Origin of the sequence: Chryseobacterium viscerum (genome assembly GCF_025949665.1) — a bacterium.
Classification (GTDB): domain Bacteria; phylum Bacteroidota; class Bacteroidia; order Flavobacteriales; family Weeksellaceae; genus Chryseobacterium; species Chryseobacterium viscerum_A.
The window spans coordinates 61489-80086 of sequence record NZ_JAPDFT010000005.1 but is presented as its reverse complement, the minus strand read 5'-3'; the positions used below and the strand labels follow the sequence as shown (position 1 = coordinate 80086).

The 18598-nt window shown below is 36.5% G+C and carries 16 protein-coding genes; 10 read left to right on the top strand and 6 right to left on the bottom strand.

Going from position 1 to position 18598, the window contains the following annotated elements; translation table 11 throughout:
• Window positions 1-299 precede the first annotated feature (299 nt).
• The 5 genes from OL225_RS20180 to OL225_RS20160 form a co-directional block, all read right to left on the bottom strand.
• Entirely contained in the window at window positions 300-968 is a 669-nt protein-coding gene (locus OL225_RS20180; RefSeq protein ID WP_264519378.1) for an HAD-IA family hydrolase, read from the bottom strand.
• A gap of 7 nt (window positions 969-975) precedes the next feature.
• Window positions 976-2130 carry a TIGR03364 family FAD-dependent oxidoreductase gene (locus tag OL225_RS20175; protein ID WP_264519377.1) on the bottom strand — a complete coding sequence of 385 codons (1155 nt, stop codon included), beginning with the start codon at window positions 2128-2130 and terminating at the stop codon, window positions 976-978.
• An 11-nt stretch (window positions 2131-2141) separates the two neighbouring features.
• A complete protein-coding gene (locus tag OL225_RS20170) occupies window positions 2142-3446 on the bottom strand; it encodes a DUF5690 family protein (protein ID WP_264519376.1) in 1305 nt (434 codons plus the stop codon).
• Between the two features lie 9 nt (window positions 3447-3455).
• Complete coding sequence (locus OL225_RS20165; protein WP_264519375.1) at window positions 3456-6281, bottom strand: TonB-dependent receptor; 2826 nt, start codon at window positions 6279-6281, stop codon at window positions 3456-3458.
• A gap of 511 nt (window positions 6282-6792) precedes the next feature.
• The gene (locus tag OL225_RS20160) at window positions 6793-7362 is read right to left on the bottom strand and encodes a helix-turn-helix domain-containing protein (protein WP_149389149.1); all 570 of its coding nucleotides are present in this window, start codon (window positions 7360-7362) and stop codon (window positions 6793-6795) included.
• 209 nt (window positions 7363-7571) lie between these two features.
• On the opposite strand from OL225_RS20160, the gene OL225_RS20155 reads away from it, so the two are divergent.
• From OL225_RS20155 to OL225_RS20110, 10 genes are all read left to right on the top strand, one after another.
• Window positions 7572-8279 carry a response regulator transcription factor gene (locus OL225_RS20155; RefSeq protein WP_264519374.1) on the top strand — a complete coding sequence of 236 codons (708 nt, stop codon included), beginning with the start codon at window positions 7572-7574 and terminating at the stop codon, window positions 8277-8279.
• 3 nt (window positions 8280-8282) lie between these two features.
• Window positions 8283-9683 (top strand): sensor histidine kinase, encoded by a 1401-nt coding sequence (locus tag OL225_RS20150; RefSeq protein ID WP_047377978.1) that lies wholly within the window; start codon window positions 8283-8285, stop codon window positions 9681-9683.
• A gap of 234 nt (window positions 9684-9917) precedes the next feature.
• Window positions 9918-10412 (top strand): hypothetical protein, encoded by a 495-nt coding sequence (locus tag OL225_RS20145; RefSeq protein ID WP_264519373.1) that lies wholly within the window; start codon window positions 9918-9920, stop codon window positions 10410-10412.
• Window positions 10413-10441: 29 nt separating this feature from the next.
• Window positions 10442-11269, top strand: coding sequence for a YoaK family protein (locus tag OL225_RS20140; protein ID WP_047377980.1), 828 nt, complete (start codon window positions 10442-10444; stop codon window positions 11267-11269).
• Window positions 11270-11585: 316 nt separating this feature from the next.
• Entirely contained in the window at window positions 11586-13376 is a 1791-nt protein-coding gene (mutL, locus tag OL225_RS20135; protein ID WP_047377981.1) for a DNA mismatch repair endonuclease MutL, read from the top strand.
• A gap of 6 nt (window positions 13377-13382) precedes the next feature.
• On the top strand, window positions 13383-14111 hold the full coding sequence (locus OL225_RS20130; protein WP_264519372.1) for a rhomboid family intramembrane serine protease: 729 nt from the start codon (window positions 13383-13385) through the stop codon (window positions 14109-14111).
• Window positions 14112-14120: 9 nt separating this feature from the next.
• A complete protein-coding gene (locus OL225_RS20125) occupies window positions 14121-15113 on the top strand; it encodes an endonuclease/exonuclease/phosphatase family protein (protein ID WP_264519371.1) in 993 nt (330 codons plus the stop codon).
• A 73-nt stretch (window positions 15114-15186) separates the two neighbouring features.
• Complete coding sequence (locus tag OL225_RS20120; protein ID WP_264519370.1) at window positions 15187-16158, top strand: endonuclease/exonuclease/phosphatase family protein; 972 nt, start codon at window positions 15187-15189, stop codon at window positions 16156-16158.
• A 4-nt stretch (window positions 16159-16162) separates the two neighbouring features.
• Window positions 16163-16525 carry a hypothetical protein gene (locus OL225_RS20115; RefSeq protein WP_264519369.1) on the top strand — a complete coding sequence of 121 codons (363 nt, stop codon included), beginning with the start codon at window positions 16163-16165 and terminating at the stop codon, window positions 16523-16525.
• Between the two features lie 28 nt (window positions 16526-16553).
• Entirely contained in the window at window positions 16554-16964 is a 411-nt protein-coding gene (locus OL225_RS20110; RefSeq protein WP_047377986.1) for a hypothetical protein, read from the top strand.
• Window positions 16965-17061: 97 nt separating this feature from the next.
• Here the strand turns inward: OL225_RS20110 and OL225_RS20105 are convergent, their stop codons facing one another.
• A complete protein-coding gene (locus tag OL225_RS20105; RefSeq protein ID WP_264519368.1) occupies window positions 17062-18576 on the bottom strand; it encodes a GH3 auxin-responsive promoter family protein in 1515 nt (504 codons plus the stop codon).
• Between the last annotated feature and the right edge of the window lie 22 nt (window positions 18577-18598).

Here is an 18598-nt window from a genome sequence, read left to right as displayed (position 1 = left end):
ATTAATTGATAATTAAAAAGTTCGCGGAAAAAGTTTAGATATTAACCACAAAGTCACAAAAGAGAATGACTCTATTTATTTTAAGTAATAGTCTTTGCGAATATAAAGTTCACAATAACATCCGAACGTTTCTGATCTTGACAAATATTTAATCGAACGTACGATATTCCCTTCCTCCGGAGGGGTGTCAAAAATTCAAAGAATTTTTGACGGGGTGGTTAAAAACACAAACATTTTCAATGGATTACCACGAAAACATTTGTGTCAAGAAGTATTTAAAAATAATCTGAAAAAATGGATTAAAGAATATCTTCAGCTTCTGAAATCGTATTCAGAATATAATCCGGGGCTGCCTTTTCAAGTTCTGCCTTGCTTTGGGCTCCTGAAAGAACTGCTACCGTAAGTCCGCAGCCTGCATTTTTGCCCTCTTCAATATCGATGACAGAATCACCTGCCTTTAAAACCTTATTGGCTTCAGTAATATTGAATTTCTTCATTGCAAGATGAATCATTTCAGGGCTTGGTCGGCTTTCCGAAACATCATCCGCTGTAATCAAAGCATCAAAATGAATACTTTCTTTCCAGTTGAGCTTGTTCAAAAGCTGATGAGCGATTTCGGATGTATATCCTGTATTCAAAACGATCTTTTTATTTTGAGACTTCATGCTGAGCAGGAAATCTTCCGTTCCGTTGATGGGTTTTACGTCAAGGTTTTTATAAGATTCCTTTAGCTGGTCAGAAAAATTCTCAAAAATAGCAGGAGCATCCTCTTCATTTCCATTAATTTCTTTTAAAAGGCTTGTGATGGCTTCCAGTTTTTCCATTCCGGCACAGCTGGATAATACTTTTTCCAGACTTACCACATAGCCATAGTCATTCACGGCGTTGGTAAGTGTTTTGTAGACTACATTATCCTCATCAATTGTTGTTCCGGCCATATCCAGAACTAATAATTCTATATTTTTCATGTAAATGTTATGCGTAAATTTTTTCAATATTAAACTTAGAAAAGCCACCGCTTCCTGTCATTCCTTTTCCTCCGATACCTGTTACAATATGAATATTGGCAGATGGGCTGTGCTCAAAAATATCTTTTGTTTTGCACTGGGAATAAATTCCGAACCATCGTCTCTGAATTTCATACGTAGGAAGATCAATGATTTTTTTAGCCTCATGAATCATGAATTCATCAATCTCCATATTAAGATCATACCCAAGATCATCCGCATTTTTTGCATCTGCATATTCATGAGAATCTCCTATGATGACAGAACCGTCAAGTGCCTGTTTGAATAATATGTGAATTCCGTACTTCTTTTCAAATGAGTTCGGGTTTTCTAAATCCTTGATTTTCTGAAAAGAAGGGCATTCACTGAATGATTCATATCGTCTTACAGAAAGACCTGTAAGGATATTTCCCTGAAGCGAATAGATTCCCTGAGGTTTGGTTTGAAGCATCTGCAGTTTACTCACTTCCAGATCGCTGTCATTAAACACTTTAGGATACAAAGTTTTGAACTCATTTCCGCCGCAGATAATAATTTTAGAAGCATTAAATTCTGTTCCGTCTGCTGCTACAGCTGTACATTTCTGATCATCTTCATTGGTTTCAAGAACCGTTGTATTATAGAAAATCTGCAATCCCATTTTTTCCTGAAGCAGCTTGTGAAGTTTTACAATCATATCTGCAGAATCTACGGAAAGTTCCTGTGGGAAAAACAGACCTCCTTTACAATAATCAGAACGAAGCCCGTCATATTTCTTGATGCAGTCGTTTTTGGATAATAAAACAGATTCATAATCATTATTTCTGTTGATTTGATGAAGCTCTTCAATCAGTTGAAGTTCTTCATCGTTTGAAGCGATATATATGGAACCATTTTGTCTGATGGTAAGGTCTGCCTGAGTGTGAAGTTCATTATATATTGCCAGGCTTTCTCTTCCGAAATTCTGCCATTTAAGATCCATTCCGGATGGCACTACTTGCCCGAAATTCCTTACTGTAGCTCCTTGAGGAACAGAATTTCTTTCCAGTAAAGCTACCTTAAGGTTTTTCTTCAGCGCATGATAAGCATGGAATGTTCCTAAAATTCCACCTCCTACAACGATTAAATCAAATTTTGTTGTCATTGTACTATAATTTATAAAATTTTCGACGTATCGAAATTGATGAATTGATTAGTGTTTGAGTTTGATTTCGGCTTTGACTTTTTCCTGAAAGCCAGAAAAGCAATCACCGAAAGAACGAAAACAGATATTGTGATGATATAATTTAAGTTGATATAAAAATGTAACCACGAAGTCTGAGCCGAACCAAAGTTTTTATACAGCAGGACCAGCACACTTCCCAGGTATCCGAATGAATCTACAATATAGATCAGGAAACCTACATTTCCTTTGATTTCAAAAGCGGCGATCATCCGGTCAAAATAAATTCCGTTAAAGGGAATATAGCAGATGTACATTCCGAACCCGGAAATCGTCATCCATAAAAAAGGAGATAAAGTGCCCTGCTGAAACAGATAAGTAGAAAGTCCTACCGTAAGAATTCCTGCAAAAAGAATGTAATGATAATACAAAAATGCCTTTTTATTGTTTTTTACTTTTACCATAAAACTTAAAATTACAAGAACCATTACAGCAATCGGAATCTCCGTCAGGGTAAAAATAGAACTGTCAAAAGTAAAGTGCAGCCCGTCCCAGATCTCACGGTTGAAATTATCTCTGAAATCTCTTAAAACGGTTAAACTGATATATAAGAAGATAATACACACGATCGGAATAAAAAACTTTTGGATCAATGCTTTTCTTTCTGAACCATTCAATGGCTGTCTCTTATTTTTAAGCAAAATATCTTCTTCCGTAGGCCTTGGGATTTTATTTAAAAGCAGCCCGAAAAGCAGTAAAGGGATGATAAAAACAAGTCCGGCTGAAAACGGCATCCAGAATTCTGAAATGGGAAAAGTATCCATCAGAAATTTCCCTACAGATTTTGTAAATCCTGAAGAAACCACAAAGCTTGAACATAAGAATAAACCAATGATTTCCGTAGTTTTTCGCCCTTCAATGTAAGAGAACACAATTCCCCAGATCATTCCCAGCGGAATACCATTGATAAACATAAACAAAATATTGTAAGGAGCAGGAACGGCTGCAAATCCTAACAACGCAAGTTCTGCAATCCCAATGAAAGTAAACAGATAAGTGATTCTTTTCTGAGGCTTCAGTTCCGAAATAAATTTGATCCCGATGAATTTTGAGATAAAATACCCCACCGCCTGAGCGATGATAATCAGAATCTTATAATCTACCCCGAAATAGGAGAGCCCCTCAAAAGAAGCTACGGTAAAAGGTTTCCTGAAACCGTACATGCAGAAGTAAACACCGAAAGCAGCAAAAGCAGCTTTCAGTGTAACTAGTGTTTTTTTATTGATGGTTCTGGCCATGATTATGATTTAGAAGTTCAGTTTTACTCCAAGATTGAATCGTACTCCATAATATTCTACCTGTTCAGGACGGTCTTCATTTTTACCGAAATGATAGATCAGAGGTTTGTTCAGAATATTGTTCACATCCGCATACAAAGTCAGGTATTTCGTAAACTGGTAAGAACCTCCGAAGTCCAGATTGCTGTATTTGCCATAATAAGAGTCATTGATATCCTCTTCAGCATATTCTACGGCATATTTTCCTTTGTAGTTGTAAGCTAGTCTTGCATTGAATCCTTTTTTCTCAAAGAAAAGCTGCGCGTTGTATAATTCCTTTGCCTGATAGGGAAGGGCTACCGTTCTTCCGCTTGGCTTTTCCATTTCTGAAGTCATGAATGTGGCATTCAGCTGTACTCCGAAATACTGTAAAAACCCTGGAAGGAAATCAAACCTTTTGTTAATTCCAAGTTCAATACCTCCCAGCCATGCAGCTTTTCCGTTGTTGGGAGCTGTGAACTGTACTCCATTGATTCCGTTATAGTTGCCGATAAATGAATCCTGAAAAATAGGATCAGTAATGGATTTATAAAAAACGCCTCCACTCAGAATTCCTACATTGGAAAAATAATATTCTCCCATCAGATCAAAATTCAAAGAATACGTAGGATTAAGGTTTGGGTTTCCGCCTTTGAACTCGTTGTCTGCTTCAATATAAGTTCCTCCGGGAGTCAGATCTCCAAAATTAGGTCTTGAGAAGGTTCTCGTTGCAGCAAAACGGAGGTTGGCTTTATCGTTTAATGTATATTTCAAATGAATCATCGGAAGAACAGCCAGATAGTTTTTGGTATTTTCTACAGGAGTCAGTACATCGTCATTCACGCTGTAACCCTTCACTTTCGTATTCGTATTTGATAATCTGATTCCTCCTAAAATGGTAATCTGATCATTCAGTTTATAGGTGGCCATCCCGTAAGCGTCTGCATGTTTTTCGAACACATCAAAGTTTCTTCCTAATGCTTTATTATATTCCAGCGCTTCTGAATCTGAAGTATTGATTTTCAGATTTCCCTGATGATCATACCAGAACTGGTTCATTCCTGTGGTTGAAAGTACAGGCCCAAAAGTATTGCCGATGTGGACACTCATTTCACTTAAATATTTCGGGCCGTTGGGTTGTGTCGTAATATATTGAGAATAATCAGACAGAAGAGGTGCTGTTCCGCTGCTCCAGTTGTAGAAAATATCAGAGAACTTTGCGTTACGTTCCTTATCTCTGTATTTAAAACCATATTTTAAAGTCAGTTTATCAGAAGCATTGATCTCATGGTTGAAAGCCGCTACGATTTTATCCTTTTCCTCTACAAAGACCTTATAAAATTCAAGATCTGTAAATCTCATCTGAGATGCGTCCATTTTAAAGTTCGGATCACTGTAGAAACCGAATAATGCATCCGGATTTTTATAATCTAATTTTCCTCCATCAGCTTTCCAGTAAGCTCTTGGTCCATTTCCGTGATTTGAAATATAATCAGGATTGATGCCTACACCAGATTGGGTATACTTGATGACATAGTAAGAATTATTCTGTTTATCAGGGATATTTCCATATTTGAATTTGTTGTCATAATAAGATAGATCCCAATCTATTTTTCCTTTGTTTAATTGATGAACTGCTCCCAGGGAAACAGAAGTAAGCTCCGTTATCAGTAAATTATGAATATTCTGAAGCTCCACTCTTGCTGTATTATTGGCACTGCTGAATTTATCAAATCGGATTCTGTGTTTATAATGGGTTTCATCGTCCGATAAAGTACCATACATTCCTTTTAAATAGAAGGTTGTTTTTGGAGACAATACATATTCAAAAGCAGTATTGATTCCTGTTGTTTTTCTGACTCCGTTATAATCACGAAGTTCCAGTCTGAAAACCCCTTCATCACCACTTCTCCTCGCCTCAAAGTTATCTGTAGACCAGTTTCTTATGAAATGCGCAAAGTTGAATAAATAGCCGAATTTTTTATCCTTCGTTCTTCCTCCATATAAAAACCCCAGGTTATAAACTCCTTTATCAGCTTTAGCATTATAACCGCTTCCCACAGTTGCCTTGAATTCAGTTTTCATGGGTGGTGTTTTGGTGATGAAATTGACACCGCCACCTATTCCGTCAGCTTCCATATCTGGGGTAAAAGACTTGTTTACATGTACATAGGAGATCAGTTCTGTTGGAAAGAAGTCGAATGCAGTAGCTCTGGAAGTCGTTTCTTCCTCGGCAGTGGGAAGTCTGTTTCCATTGATGGTTGTGGATGCCCAGAATGGCGGAAGTCCTCTCAGGGAAACAAATCTTCCTTCTCCCTGGTCTCTTTCAATAGAAACGCCCTGTACACGCTGTACTGTTTCTGCTGCATTTCTGTCTGGTAGTTTTCCGATTCCATCAGAAGCGATTACATTGGTAATATTGATGGCATTTTTCTGAAGGTTTAAAGCTCTTGCTTCCGTATTTTTAAGAGTCCCCGTAACTACTACTTCATCAATGTTTTTTCGGGGCTGAGAAAGTTTGATGATTCCCAAATCAACCGTTTGTTCCGGTTTAAGATCTACATTGATATCTGAAGATTCATATCCTATATAGCTGATTTGTAAAGTGTATTGGCCTTCTTTGATATCATTGATGGTGAATTTTCCTTCAATATCAGTCGTTATATTTTTAGATAAGCCTTTTATTTTGACTGTTGCCCCGGGGAGAGGCTGGCTGTCATCAAGAACAGTTCCTATAATTAACTGTTTTTGTGCTGAAACAAAGACTATGAAACAGACAAAAACAAGGGTAAGTAATTTCTCTAATTTTGTTTTCATTTTTACATATATTAAATTTTTTATGCAAATCACGCTAATAATTTTAATATATATAAATATTTTGTATTAAGTATTGTTTAACAAATAACCGCTGTTTGTTACGCTTATTTTACTTTTAAACTCATGAGTGATAACCCTTGAAAATAGTTTCAAACAATGTTTAAATTCACTATTTCAATACTTTTCGCAAATTTTTCCAGAAAATAACAGAAATAGAAATTTCCAGAAATGAGGACTGTTTTAATTAATATTTCGTTCATCTTGGAAGAAAATGGGAAAACAAAAGTTGCATATTTGTAAACTTTTATATGTGCTGGAAAATCAAAAATTGAAGGATTATATAAAAATAAGATGATTATTTAAACGCAAAGTTGACTTATTATAATGCCATATTATAGGGATGCAAAGGTGATGTTATTGTTGAAGAATCTCAAATTATTGAATGCAAATAAGAGATTCTTCCTTCGTCAGAATGACAAAAGCGGTAAAAAATTTTGCGTTAAAAAAGGTATTAAGCGGTATAAAAGTAAAGAACAAGCATCACACAGCTTTCATCGCTGATACTTACGGGAACATGAGGAAACTTACCGTTGAAATAAAGAGAATCTCCCTCTTTTAAAATGATTTCTTCATTATCAATCACATATTTTACTTCTCCTTTCAGAATATATTTAAATTCCCAGGCATCGGTAATCACCTTCTCCCTTTTAGAATTGGGTTCAAGAGTCAGCAACACCGCTTCAAATCCCAAAGAATGAAGACTTTTGCTGAAGATATGCATATATTTGAATCCTTCAGCTTCTACCTCTTTTTCTATAACCTGCTGGTTTTCTTTTGGAACATAGATGAATTTGGCATTGGATTTTTTCTCAACCCCTTCAAAAAAATAACTGGCATCAATCTCAAGAGACTGAATAAGATCCAACAGAACAGGAAGTGAAGGGATGGTTCTGCCGTTTTCAATTCTGGAAACAAGACCGTTACTCACATTCGCTTTGAAAGCCAGATCATTGATGGTTAAATTATTCTTTTTTCTAATATCCTTTAATCTCTTACCGATACCTATTAAAAAATCGTTCATACTGTGTGCAATTTAACCTGAATTATTTTTTTCGTCACTCTATTAAAAGCAAAGGTAATATTATTCTATAGAGTTTGGATAAGAGGAAGAATCAATTCATTGAAAATTATTATTGAAAAAAGAAGGGCTGGGTTTGTCTTCTGCTTTCTTTCCCTTTTTGCCTATCCCAATAAAATTTCCCTATTTTTGTGAAACTCCTTATTTCATCTATGAAAAAAATTATTCTTATCGAAGACGAAACCAGTGTGGTATCTTTTATTAAAAAGGGACTTCAGGAAAACGGGTATGAAATTTCTGTAGCTTTTGACGGGCGTACAGGAGTACAGCTGGTGCAGGCTAATGATTTCGATCTGGTAATTTTAGATATTATGCTTCCAGAAATGAATGGTCTGGATGTGTGCAAAGAAATAAGAAAAACCAATCAGAGCGTTCCTATTTTATTTCTGACTGCGTTGGGAACTTCGGAGAACATTGTTCTCGGACTGGAAAGCGGTGGTGATGATTATCTGGTAAAACCTTTTAAATTTATTGAATTGGTGGCCCGTGTGAAGTCTCTGCTAAGAAGAAGCAATAATAACGGCCCGCAGGAAATTGCTGAACCGGAGCCGGATAATGAACATGTTTTTCAGTTTTCGGATCTGATGGTGAATGATTATACCAAGAAAGTAACCCGTGGCGGGGAAGATATTTCTCTTACTTCCACAGAATATAAACTCCTGCTGTATTTTCTGAATAACCCGGAAAAAGTAATTTCAAGAGCGGAAATTCTGGATGCAGTCTGGGGCGTAAATTATGAGCTGGGAACCAATGTGGTGGATGTATATGTCAACTATTTAAGGAAAAAGCTCGATAGTCAGGATGATAATAAACTGATTCATACCGTTATAGGAATGGGGTATGTGTTGAAAAAAACATAATGAATGTTTAATAAAGTCATTACAAATCAGACCAAAACGATGGTGCTTTTGATGTTGGTTTTTACCGCCATCATTTTGCTGTTCAGTGGGTTGGTTTATTTTTCTATTGTTAATTTCTCACACCAAAGGTTTTATGAACTGCTGAAGATCAGGACTGCAACCATTGTTCAGATCGAAAAAAGCAAAGATCATCTCGACCTTCCGGAAAACTATATTCTCAATAGTTTAAATGATGAGGAACTTCCGATGGAAAAAGACTATGTTTTTGCCGTTCCCAGAGATTCCAATTTCAAAAAAATATCCCAGGAAGTTCATATTCCTGATTACTTCTTTAAAAATATTATCAAGGAAGGGGAATCCAATTATAATGACCAGGAATTCTATTATATAGGACAAAGCTTCAGATATGATGATAAAGATTATATAGCTATTGCTTCTGCCAAAAACCATTATGTCATTTATTATCTTGGCTTTCTAAAAAGGACACTGCTTACCTGTATTGTTCTTTCACTGTTTTTCAGTATGATCTTTTCTTTTTATCTGTCGAAAACCTTATTCAGGCCTATCTTAAAAATTACAGGAAAAGTAAAGGAAATCAGTTCTGAAAATCTTCACTTACGACTGGAGTCTCAGCCTGATAACAAAGAGCTTAATGAACTGGTAGATACATTCAATGATATGCTCAACCGTATTGAAACTTCTTTTGAGACTCAGAATCACCTGATCGGAAATGTTTCCCACGAATTGAGAACTCCTCTTACATCCATTATGGGTGAAGCTGATGTAGCGCTTTCTATCAGCAGAACAGCAGACGAATACAAAGAAACTCTTGGTATCATTCTGGATGAAGCCGAAAAGCTGGATAAAAAAATCAAAGCCTTACTCATGATTGCCCAAACCGGATTCGATGGAAAGATTCAGAAAATGGACAAGGTGAGAATTGATCAGTTGCTTTGGGATGTTATTGAAACCCTCAGAAGAATTGATTCCCGAAATAATATCTATCTGGATATCAGTATGCTTCCTGATAATCCGAAAAAACTGAAAGTGCAGGGGAATGAACAGCTGCTCCATCTTGCAGTAGCCAATATTATCAGTAACGGCTGTAAATATTCTAACTTTCAGCAGGTGAAAGTTTCTCTGGGAGCTACCAATACAGATGTCTACATCATTGTAAAAGACAATGGTATCGGGATTCCTGAGGTAGAAATGAATAAAATCTACGACCCGTTCTTCAGAGCCTCCAATACAAACAACTACGAAGGTTATGGAATTGGGCTTCCACTAGCAAGAAATATTGTAAGAATGCACCACGGTGAACTGATCGTAAGCTCACACGAGAATCAGGGAACTACAGTGCAGATGCGCTTCCCAAATTTCTATAGTATGCAGAAAGGAGAATAGTCAGATTCCTTTTATTCCGCCTGAAAAACAATCCGGTAACTGATAAAAGGCATGAGCAATTTCGTCATTTAACGATTTTGCGTTTTTTTGTCATATTAACTCTCCTTAACAATTTTCTAATCTCATTTTAATCTCTTTAATCACATTTTAATTCCGTTCCAAAGATCCTCTAATATGGTCGTTCTAATTTTGTATTATCAAAAAAGATAAACACAATACAAAATAATAAAGAACATGGCTAAAACAATTTTAATTGCGACAGATTACTCTCTTGAGTCATTGAATATATTGAAAAAAGTACTTAAGGAGAAAGATGCATCAGAAGATCAGGATCAATATAATATACTTCTGACTTCCGGGTATGATTCCGGAGATTCTATCAGAGACCTTTTATTCACTACCAAGACATCGGTTTTTAATAAAATAAGACCAAAAGAGTTCTGTGATGCCTATGGAATTATCAGTAATAAATATCCTCATTTGGTTAATAAAATCATTTGTGATGTTTTTACAGGAAGCTTCCAGAGAACATTCAACCAGTACGTAAAGGCGGAAAATATTGAGGAAGCTTACTATTCTCCATCCATCAAAAGCAAAGGAAATGGTAAGTTCGATCTGATTCCTTATATCAAAAAATGCAAAGAACTGCAATCCCATGAAATTACCGTTGAAGTAAGAGAAAGACTTCCGGAAAGGGGAAGGCTGGCAGAGATCTTTGTAGAGGTCTAAAAAATAAAACACTATTTAAAAAATAAAAAATGTTAAGAAATTATAGTAACAGCAGGACACTGGGAGATAATATCAGGTTGGGGACGCTGACTGCCTTCACGGCAGGTACTATAAACATTGCTTCCCTATTGATATTTCTTTCTTTTACCTCGAATGTAACGGGACACTATGCTATTTTAGCGGCAGAAATAAGTAAAGGAAACTGGACTCAGGTTGCCGTCGTAGGTGGATGGATCTTTTTATTCTTCTTCGGAAGCTTTCTATCCAACTTTATTGTCATCAATTTTAATAAGAAAAGTAAATATTTTGCCCATTCTATGCCTATTGTGCTGGAAATTATATGTCTTCTTTTCGTGGGAATATACGGACAGTTTTATTATCAGAAAACATTAGAAGAAACCGAATATTTGGTAGCATTAATGCTTTTTGCCACCGGACTGCAAAACGGTCTTACAGCAAGTATCTCCAACTTCTCTGTGAAAACCACACACCTTACCGGAACAACCACTGACCTGGGAATTCTGGTATCTATGTTTACACAGAAAAAATACAGAAAAAACGGTGAACTGATTGGCAGAGCAAAACTTCTGATGAGTATTATGCTTGCCTATGTTATGGGAGCCGTGTTCTCGGGATTGACTTATTATTACCTGGAATTCAGAGTCTTTTATGTAATCAGTCTATGTCTTCTGATTGTCATAGGGTATGATGCCTATAAAATTCATATCCGCCACTTCAATACGAAGTACAGATACAACAGGATTTACAGAAAGCCCAATGTATTTGCTTACCTGTATGAGAAAATCCATGGAATTCCTCAAAGAGAGAAGAAAAGAAAGCTTGTCTTTGAAGATTAAAATATAAAAACACACTATTAATTTTTTGTATAAACTAGCTGTAAATGCCCTTATTTTATTATAGAATAGGGGTGTTTTTCTGAAAATTATCTTACACATCTGCAATTTTGTTATTTTTTACCATACTTTTCATGCTTATAGAAATGAAAATTCCCGGTCCAGACAAATAAACACGCTAAAGCCCTTCATTACAAACATTAAAAAAATTGGTTGGGGATAAATAGGCAAAAATGTTGATAATTAAATATTAAATCACGGTTTTGGTATTTTAATTCCCGTTTTCATTGACTATTTTTGTAAGTTGATTTACGTTTTTATGTCAGATATTATTCAGCTTTTACCGGATCATGTAGCGAACCAAATTGCAGCGGGAGAGGTGGTGCAGCGGCCTGCATCCATCGTGAAAGAACTTTTGGAAAACGCTATAGATGCAGATGCAACAAAGATTGAATTGATCATCAGAGATGCCGGGAAAAACCTTATTCAGGTGGTAGATGACGGAAAAGGAATGTCCGAAACAGATGCACGAATGGCATTTGAAAGACATGCTACCTCCAAAATCAAAGGAACAGAAGATATCTTTAAGATTGCCACAAAAGGCTTCCGTGGTGAAGCTCTGGCCTCTATTGCAGCCGTTTCTCAGGTAGAGCTCAGAACGAAACAGCAAGACACATCTATTGGAACCAACATTTATATCGAAGGTGGGGTTTTCCAGTTTCAGGACCCGGTTCAGACGGCAGACGGATCAAATTTTTTAGTAAAAAATCTTTTCTATAACGTTCCTGCAAGAAGGAAGTTTTTGAAAAATAATAATATTGAATTCAGGCACGTAATTGATGAATTTCAGCGTGTTGCATTGGCTCATGAGAATCTGGAGTTTTCTCTTTTTCATGATGACGAAGCTGTTTTCAGACTGAGAAAAGGAAGCCAGATGCAGCGTATCGTAGATGTTTTCGGAAGAAAACTTCAGCCGCTTTTGATTCCTATTAAAGAAGATATTATCTGGTGCAAGCTGCATGGTTTTGTTGCCAAGCCTGAAGGAGCCAAGAAAGCAAGAGGAGAGCAGTTTCTTTTTGTGAACGGAAGGTATTTCAGAAGTCCATACTTCAATAAAGCAGTACAGGAGGCCTTTGAAGGATTGCTTCAGCCCGGATATGTACCTTCATTTTTCCTTTTTCTGGAGCTTGATCCGGAGAAAATTGATGTGAATATCCATCCGCAGAAAACCGAAGTGAAATTTGAAGATGAACATCTTATTTTTGCTTTGCTCCGCTCAACCATCAAAAGATCTTTAGGGATCTATAATGTTTCTCCAAGCCTTGATTTCGACAGAGATCCGGAATTGGATGAAATGATGAATAAGCCAATACCAAGTAAAGGAAACGGTGGAGGAAGCGGTTTTGTAAAAATGCCTGAAATCATTGTAGACAAAGATTATAATCCTTTCCTGGAAGAAAAAAATGTAGTACATCCGGAAGAAATTCAGAATCTTACGGAAATGTACCATCAGAATATTACTGCAGAGCCTTCAAAGATCAATTTATTTGAAGATGAAGATTTTGATGAAGATTTGATGAGACTTCCAAACGGTTACTGGCTTTTCAATAAAGGAGATGTTACGCTGATGCTGGATCTCGGAAGAATGCACAGATTATTGGTTTCTGAAGGAAATAAATCTACCAGAAAATCAAACACAAACAGTCATGCCCTTCTATTTTCTCTGGAATATCATATGAATGAGATTGAGAAGACAAAATATAATTCGATTAAAAAATATCTTCCGGAATTAGGGTTTGACATGAAAATTGCTCATGAAAGTGTACTTCGAATAGATTCTCTTCCTGAAGGACTGAAAGAAACCCAGGCGATGAAATTCCTGGAAAACCTTTTTGAAATCCTTGAATACAAGACAGAAGAAGAATTTTTGCAGTATTACCATAATCAGTGGAGCAAAATGCAATCGAAGTCAAGATTTGACTTTATTTATAAAAAAGATGCGGAACAGCTTATCAAAGATTTTACAGCACTAGGCTTCCCGGAGTTTTTACCAGATGGGAAAAGATGCTATTATGAAGTTCCGTTCAACGATTTTAAAAACAAATTTTAAAAATTTATGTTTAACAATATACCTCCAATTACAAGGAACATTATTATTATCAATGTTATAGTATTTATTGTTACCTACTTCATGGGAAACCAGATGATTGGTTATCTCGCGGGCTTTTATCCGTTCTCACCCTTTTTTCATTCGTGGCAGGTTGTTACACATATGTTCATGCATGGAAGTATCATGCATATTTTATTTAATATGATGACTCTCTTTAGCTTTGGTCCAATTCTGGAACAAACATTAGGAGATAAAAAATATTTGATTTTATACTTTGTAAGTGGTCTCGGGGCATTCTTCCTTTTTAATTTGTGGAACTTTGTAGAAGTTCAGCAGCTTTCCCGTGAGTTGGAACAACTAGGATTTAATGTAAATGCATATCTGTCCGGTGCAAGTGTTGAATTTACAGGGAATACAGATTCCATTCTTAAACAAAAAGAATTACTGGAAAGTTTCAAAGGTATTGTAGCCACACCCATGGTTGGTGCTTCCGGAGCAATTTTCGGAGTTGTAGCTGCATTTGCAACACTATATCCGGATTCTAAAATTGGAATCATGTTTATTCCGGTTCCGATTAAAGTAAAATATTTGCTGCCTATTATTGTTGTTGTTTCCGTATACCTTGGGCTTTCCGGAAATGGTGGTGGTATTGCTCACCTGGCTCACGTAGGAGGAGCCTTGGTAGGGTGGCTGCTGGCACTCAATTGGAAAAAGCATTTGTACAGATTCAATTAAAATAATTTTGTGAAGATTTTCCGCCTCATACTATTCATTTTACATCTTGGAATTCTGGTTTTACTGCTGGGAACATTATTGAACGCATATATTCCACCAAAGGTTTTTCCATGGTTTAATTTGCTTTCTTTAGGCTTTCCGGTGCTGATGATCTCTTATATCATTCTAACAATATTTTGGATATTCAGCTGGAAAAAGAGAGCTTTTGTATTTATGTTTCTGGGATTGGCTTTTATCAATCCTGTAAAACGATGGGTAAATTATTCTTCTCCTAAAAATGGAAATTCAGAAATAAAAATAGTCTCCTTCAATACCAGGGCGGGAGGAAGAGGAAATCCCGAAATCGGACCTTATCTGAAATCTCAGAATGCGGATGTTATTCTTCTGCAAGAGGATTCAGGGAGAGAATATCAATTTGAAGGGTACCAAAAAGCAAGTCCTGAAGTGGGCGTTACTGTCTTAACTCAACATAAGATTATTGGATATAAAATAATAGATCCACACGATGAAAGTGTAAGGATTCCCGGGCTGCAGGTTGATATTGAAATTAGAGGAAAGGTTTACCGGTTTATTGATGTTTATCTTCATCCGTTCCAATTTGACAAAGATATGGTGAGGCTTAATAGAAACACCGATGATAACGAAAGAAAAGTTAAGGGTGTTGTTAAAAGGTTGATTCCTACCTTTAAAAAACATCAGGAACAGGTTGGTTTGATTCGTGAAGTAATAGAAAATTCACCTTATCCTGTTATCCTTGCCGGAGACTTCAATTCTGTACCTAATTCTTACGAATATTACCATTTGTCAGATGGGCTTGAAGATGCATTTTTAACGGCAGGAAAGGGAAGTGCAACCAGTTTTCACGATTATAAATTCCCCATCAGGATAGACTATCTTTTTTCTTCAAAATCATTAAGGGCAATATCTTATGAAGTTGACCGTTCTGTAAGTATTTCAGATCATTATCCTGTCATCGCGAAATTTTCTACGGAGAATAAATAATCATAAAAAGAGTTAAAATTGTCTGCTTGGTAGGATTTTTGTTGAAAGAAAACCGTACCAAGACCGTTTTTCCATGAAGTCGAATCAGATATTACTATTTATACATATCGTTATTGCCGTTTTGTTGTTATGCACCTTAGGGAATGCATGGATTCCACCTAACCTTTTGGGCAATCTTAATCTTCTATCGCTTGGTTTCCCCTATCTTATACTGGCACATACAGTTCTTACACTAATATGGATCTTTAAAAAACAAAAAATAGCTATTGCTTTTGCATTAGGTACACTTATTTTCTATAACCCGATCAGACGATGGATCAACTTTTCTCCAAAAACAGAGAATGTGAAAACAATACGGGATATTAAAGTATTGACATTTAATGTAAAATATGGGGAATACGGCTGGGACAAAGTAAAAAATTATATCAAAGAACAGGATGCAGATATTATCCTTGTGCAGGAAAAAGATACCAACCGCGCCATAAAACGGGATCTTATAAAATATCCTTCTGTTATTCTGAAAACAAAACATAAAATTCTTAGACAGGCCGAGTTAATTGATGAAAAAGCGCGTGGAAATTCATTCTACGCTGATATTGATATCAATGGAAAAGTCATCAGAATAGTGAATGTTTATCTTGAGCCTTTCAGACTTCATAAATCTATGTTTACGAAACTTGACGGATTAGGTTTTGGAAATATTTCGGCATTACTTTCTCATATGACGCCCACATTTCTGGCCCATGAAGATCAGGTGAAAAGAATCAGAAAGATGGTAGATTTATCACCTTACCCGGTTATTTTAGCCGGAGATTTTAATTCTGTTCCCAATTCTTATGAATATTACAACCTGGGAAAAGATCTTCAGGATGCCTTTTTAGTAGCAGGAAAGGGAAGTGCAAGCAGTTTTCATGACTATAAAGTACCTTTGAGAATTGATTATATCTTCAGTTCAAAATCTATCATCCCTCTAAGCTATAAAGTAGACCAGTCTGTGAAATTATCGGATCACTATCCTGTAATTGCAGAATTTCTGCTAAATTAGTTCCATGAAAAATATACTGTCTGCAATTTTTATTTTCGCAATCCTTCTCACTGCGTGTTCCAAAAAAGAATCTCCGGGATTCGCTGCGGAAGAGGAAGTTAAAAGGAGCTATGATACTATTGCTGTTGATTCCTTTTCTACCGGCGCAGTTTCAGTAGATATTGCCAGAAAGATAAGGATGTCTTCCCCTCAATATCTGGACTCTGTAAAACAGGCTAAAAAGCTTCAGGAAGAGGAGAATAAGATAAAGGCAGAGCTTGAAAAAGAAAATAAAGCAAAACAGGAAGAGGAAAAGAAAAAAACTGAAGCAGAAAAGAAACAGAAACCTGCAGAGGCACCGGCCGCTCCAGAGACTAAAACACAATAAAGTCAACATCATTAAAACAATATACAATATGAAAAAAACAATCCTTGCTGCAGCAGTGATCTCAGTATTCACTGTAGCATGCACAAAATCAACAACGAAAACAGAACAGGTAGAAAACGCTGACGGATCAGTTACTACAACCACTACCACCGTTACAGAAACTCCAACCACCGTTGACACAGCAAAAATCAACAATGCAAAAGAAGATGTAAAAGCGAAAGTAGACGCAGCCGGAAATAAGATTGACGATGCTGCCCAAAAAGCTAAAGATAAAATTGATGCCACTGCAGACAAGACAAAACAGGACCTCAATAAAGCAGGGCAGGATATCAAAGCTGAAGCCAACAAAGTAGGAAAAGATGCAAAAGAAGCCGCCAAAAAAGGAGCTTCAAAAGTAGAGGAAGCTGCCAAAAAAGTAAAAGAAGACTTAAGTAAATAAAATAAAAGCCGTAATTCAACTGAATTACGGCTTTTATTTTTAAGCATTTATTTTGTATGTTGTTTGACATATTGCTTTGCATTTAGAAATAATATCTTTATTTATTCATTTCCAGCAAAGGTTCAATATATTCTCTGTCGTTGCTTAATCTTGGTACTTTATTTTGTCCGCCAAGTTTTCCTTTGGCTTCCAGCCACTGATAAAACAGGTTGTTTTTAGCGATATGTACGATGGGTCTTTTAAGAGTCATATTGTTATATCTCTTTGCTTCATAATCTGAATTAATGGTCTTTAAATGCTTGTCAAAAGCATCAATAAAACTGTCCAGATTATCCGGATGCTGGCTGAATTCAAAAATCCATTCATGGGCACCTCCTTCGTTTCCTTTCATAAAGACAGGAGCTCCTGTGAAATCCGTGATCTGTGCTCCTGTAGCTTCACATGCCTTTGAAAGGGCAGATTCCACATTGGTGATCATCAATTCCTCTCCGAAAGCATTGATGTAATGTTTTGTTCTTCCGGTTATTTTAATTCTGAACGGGTTGGTGGATGTAAAGACAACGGTGTCGCCAATAAGATATCTCCACAGGCCGCCGTTGGTTGTAATAACCATTGCATAATTTTTCCCCACCTCCACATCTTCCAGACTTACCACTTTCGGATTTGAAAAATGGAACTGATCCATGGGAATGAATTCATAAAATATACCATAATCAAGCATCAGAAGCATTTCATCACTATCTGATCTGTCCTGTATCCCAAAGAAACCTTCAGAAGCATTGTAAATTTCGTAGTAATTGATGTTTTTTCCGATGATCTGCCTGAATTGCTCCCTGTAGGGCTTGAAACTGATTCCACCGTGAAAAAACACCTCCAGATTCGGCCATAGCTCTGAAATACTTTCGATATTGGTTTCCTTTAATACTTTTTGAAGAAGAACCATCATCCAGCTTGGTACTCCAAGGATACTTCCCACATCTTCATTTTTTACTTCAGAGGTGATCGCCTTCAGCTTGCTTTCCCATTCTCCCATCAAAGATACTTTCTTGCTTGGGGTTGTGGTAATTTCTACCCAAAACGGAAGGTTGTCAATTAAAATAGCGGATAAATCCCCAAATTTTGTGTTGAAATCAGCATACAGTTCAGAACTTCCGCCTAAACGTAAATTTTTATAATTAAAAAGCTGATTTTCGGGATGGTTATTGGCATAAATGGAAACCATGTCCTTTCCTGCCTTCATGTGGCAGTATTCAAGGCTTTCGGCAGAAATAGGGATGAATTTGCTCTTGGCATTGGTAGTTCCCGATGATTTGGCAAAATGCTTAATGAGTCCCGGCCAGCTTATATCTTTTTGTCCCTGTCTTGCTTTTTCAATATAGGGTTCCATTTCTTCGTATGTAACAATCGGAACCTTGTTTTTAAAATCCTGATAACTTGATATCGAATTGAATCCGTATAGTTTACCATATTCCGTATCTTCAGCATGAAACAGTTGAGAAAAGAGTATACCTTTCTGGGTTTCAATGGGATGGTCCATGAAATTCTGTATCTGATCTATCCTCTGACGGATGAACCAGTTCACTACGGTATTGAAAAGTGCTTTGGTTGCCATTCCAACAAATATAATGATATTT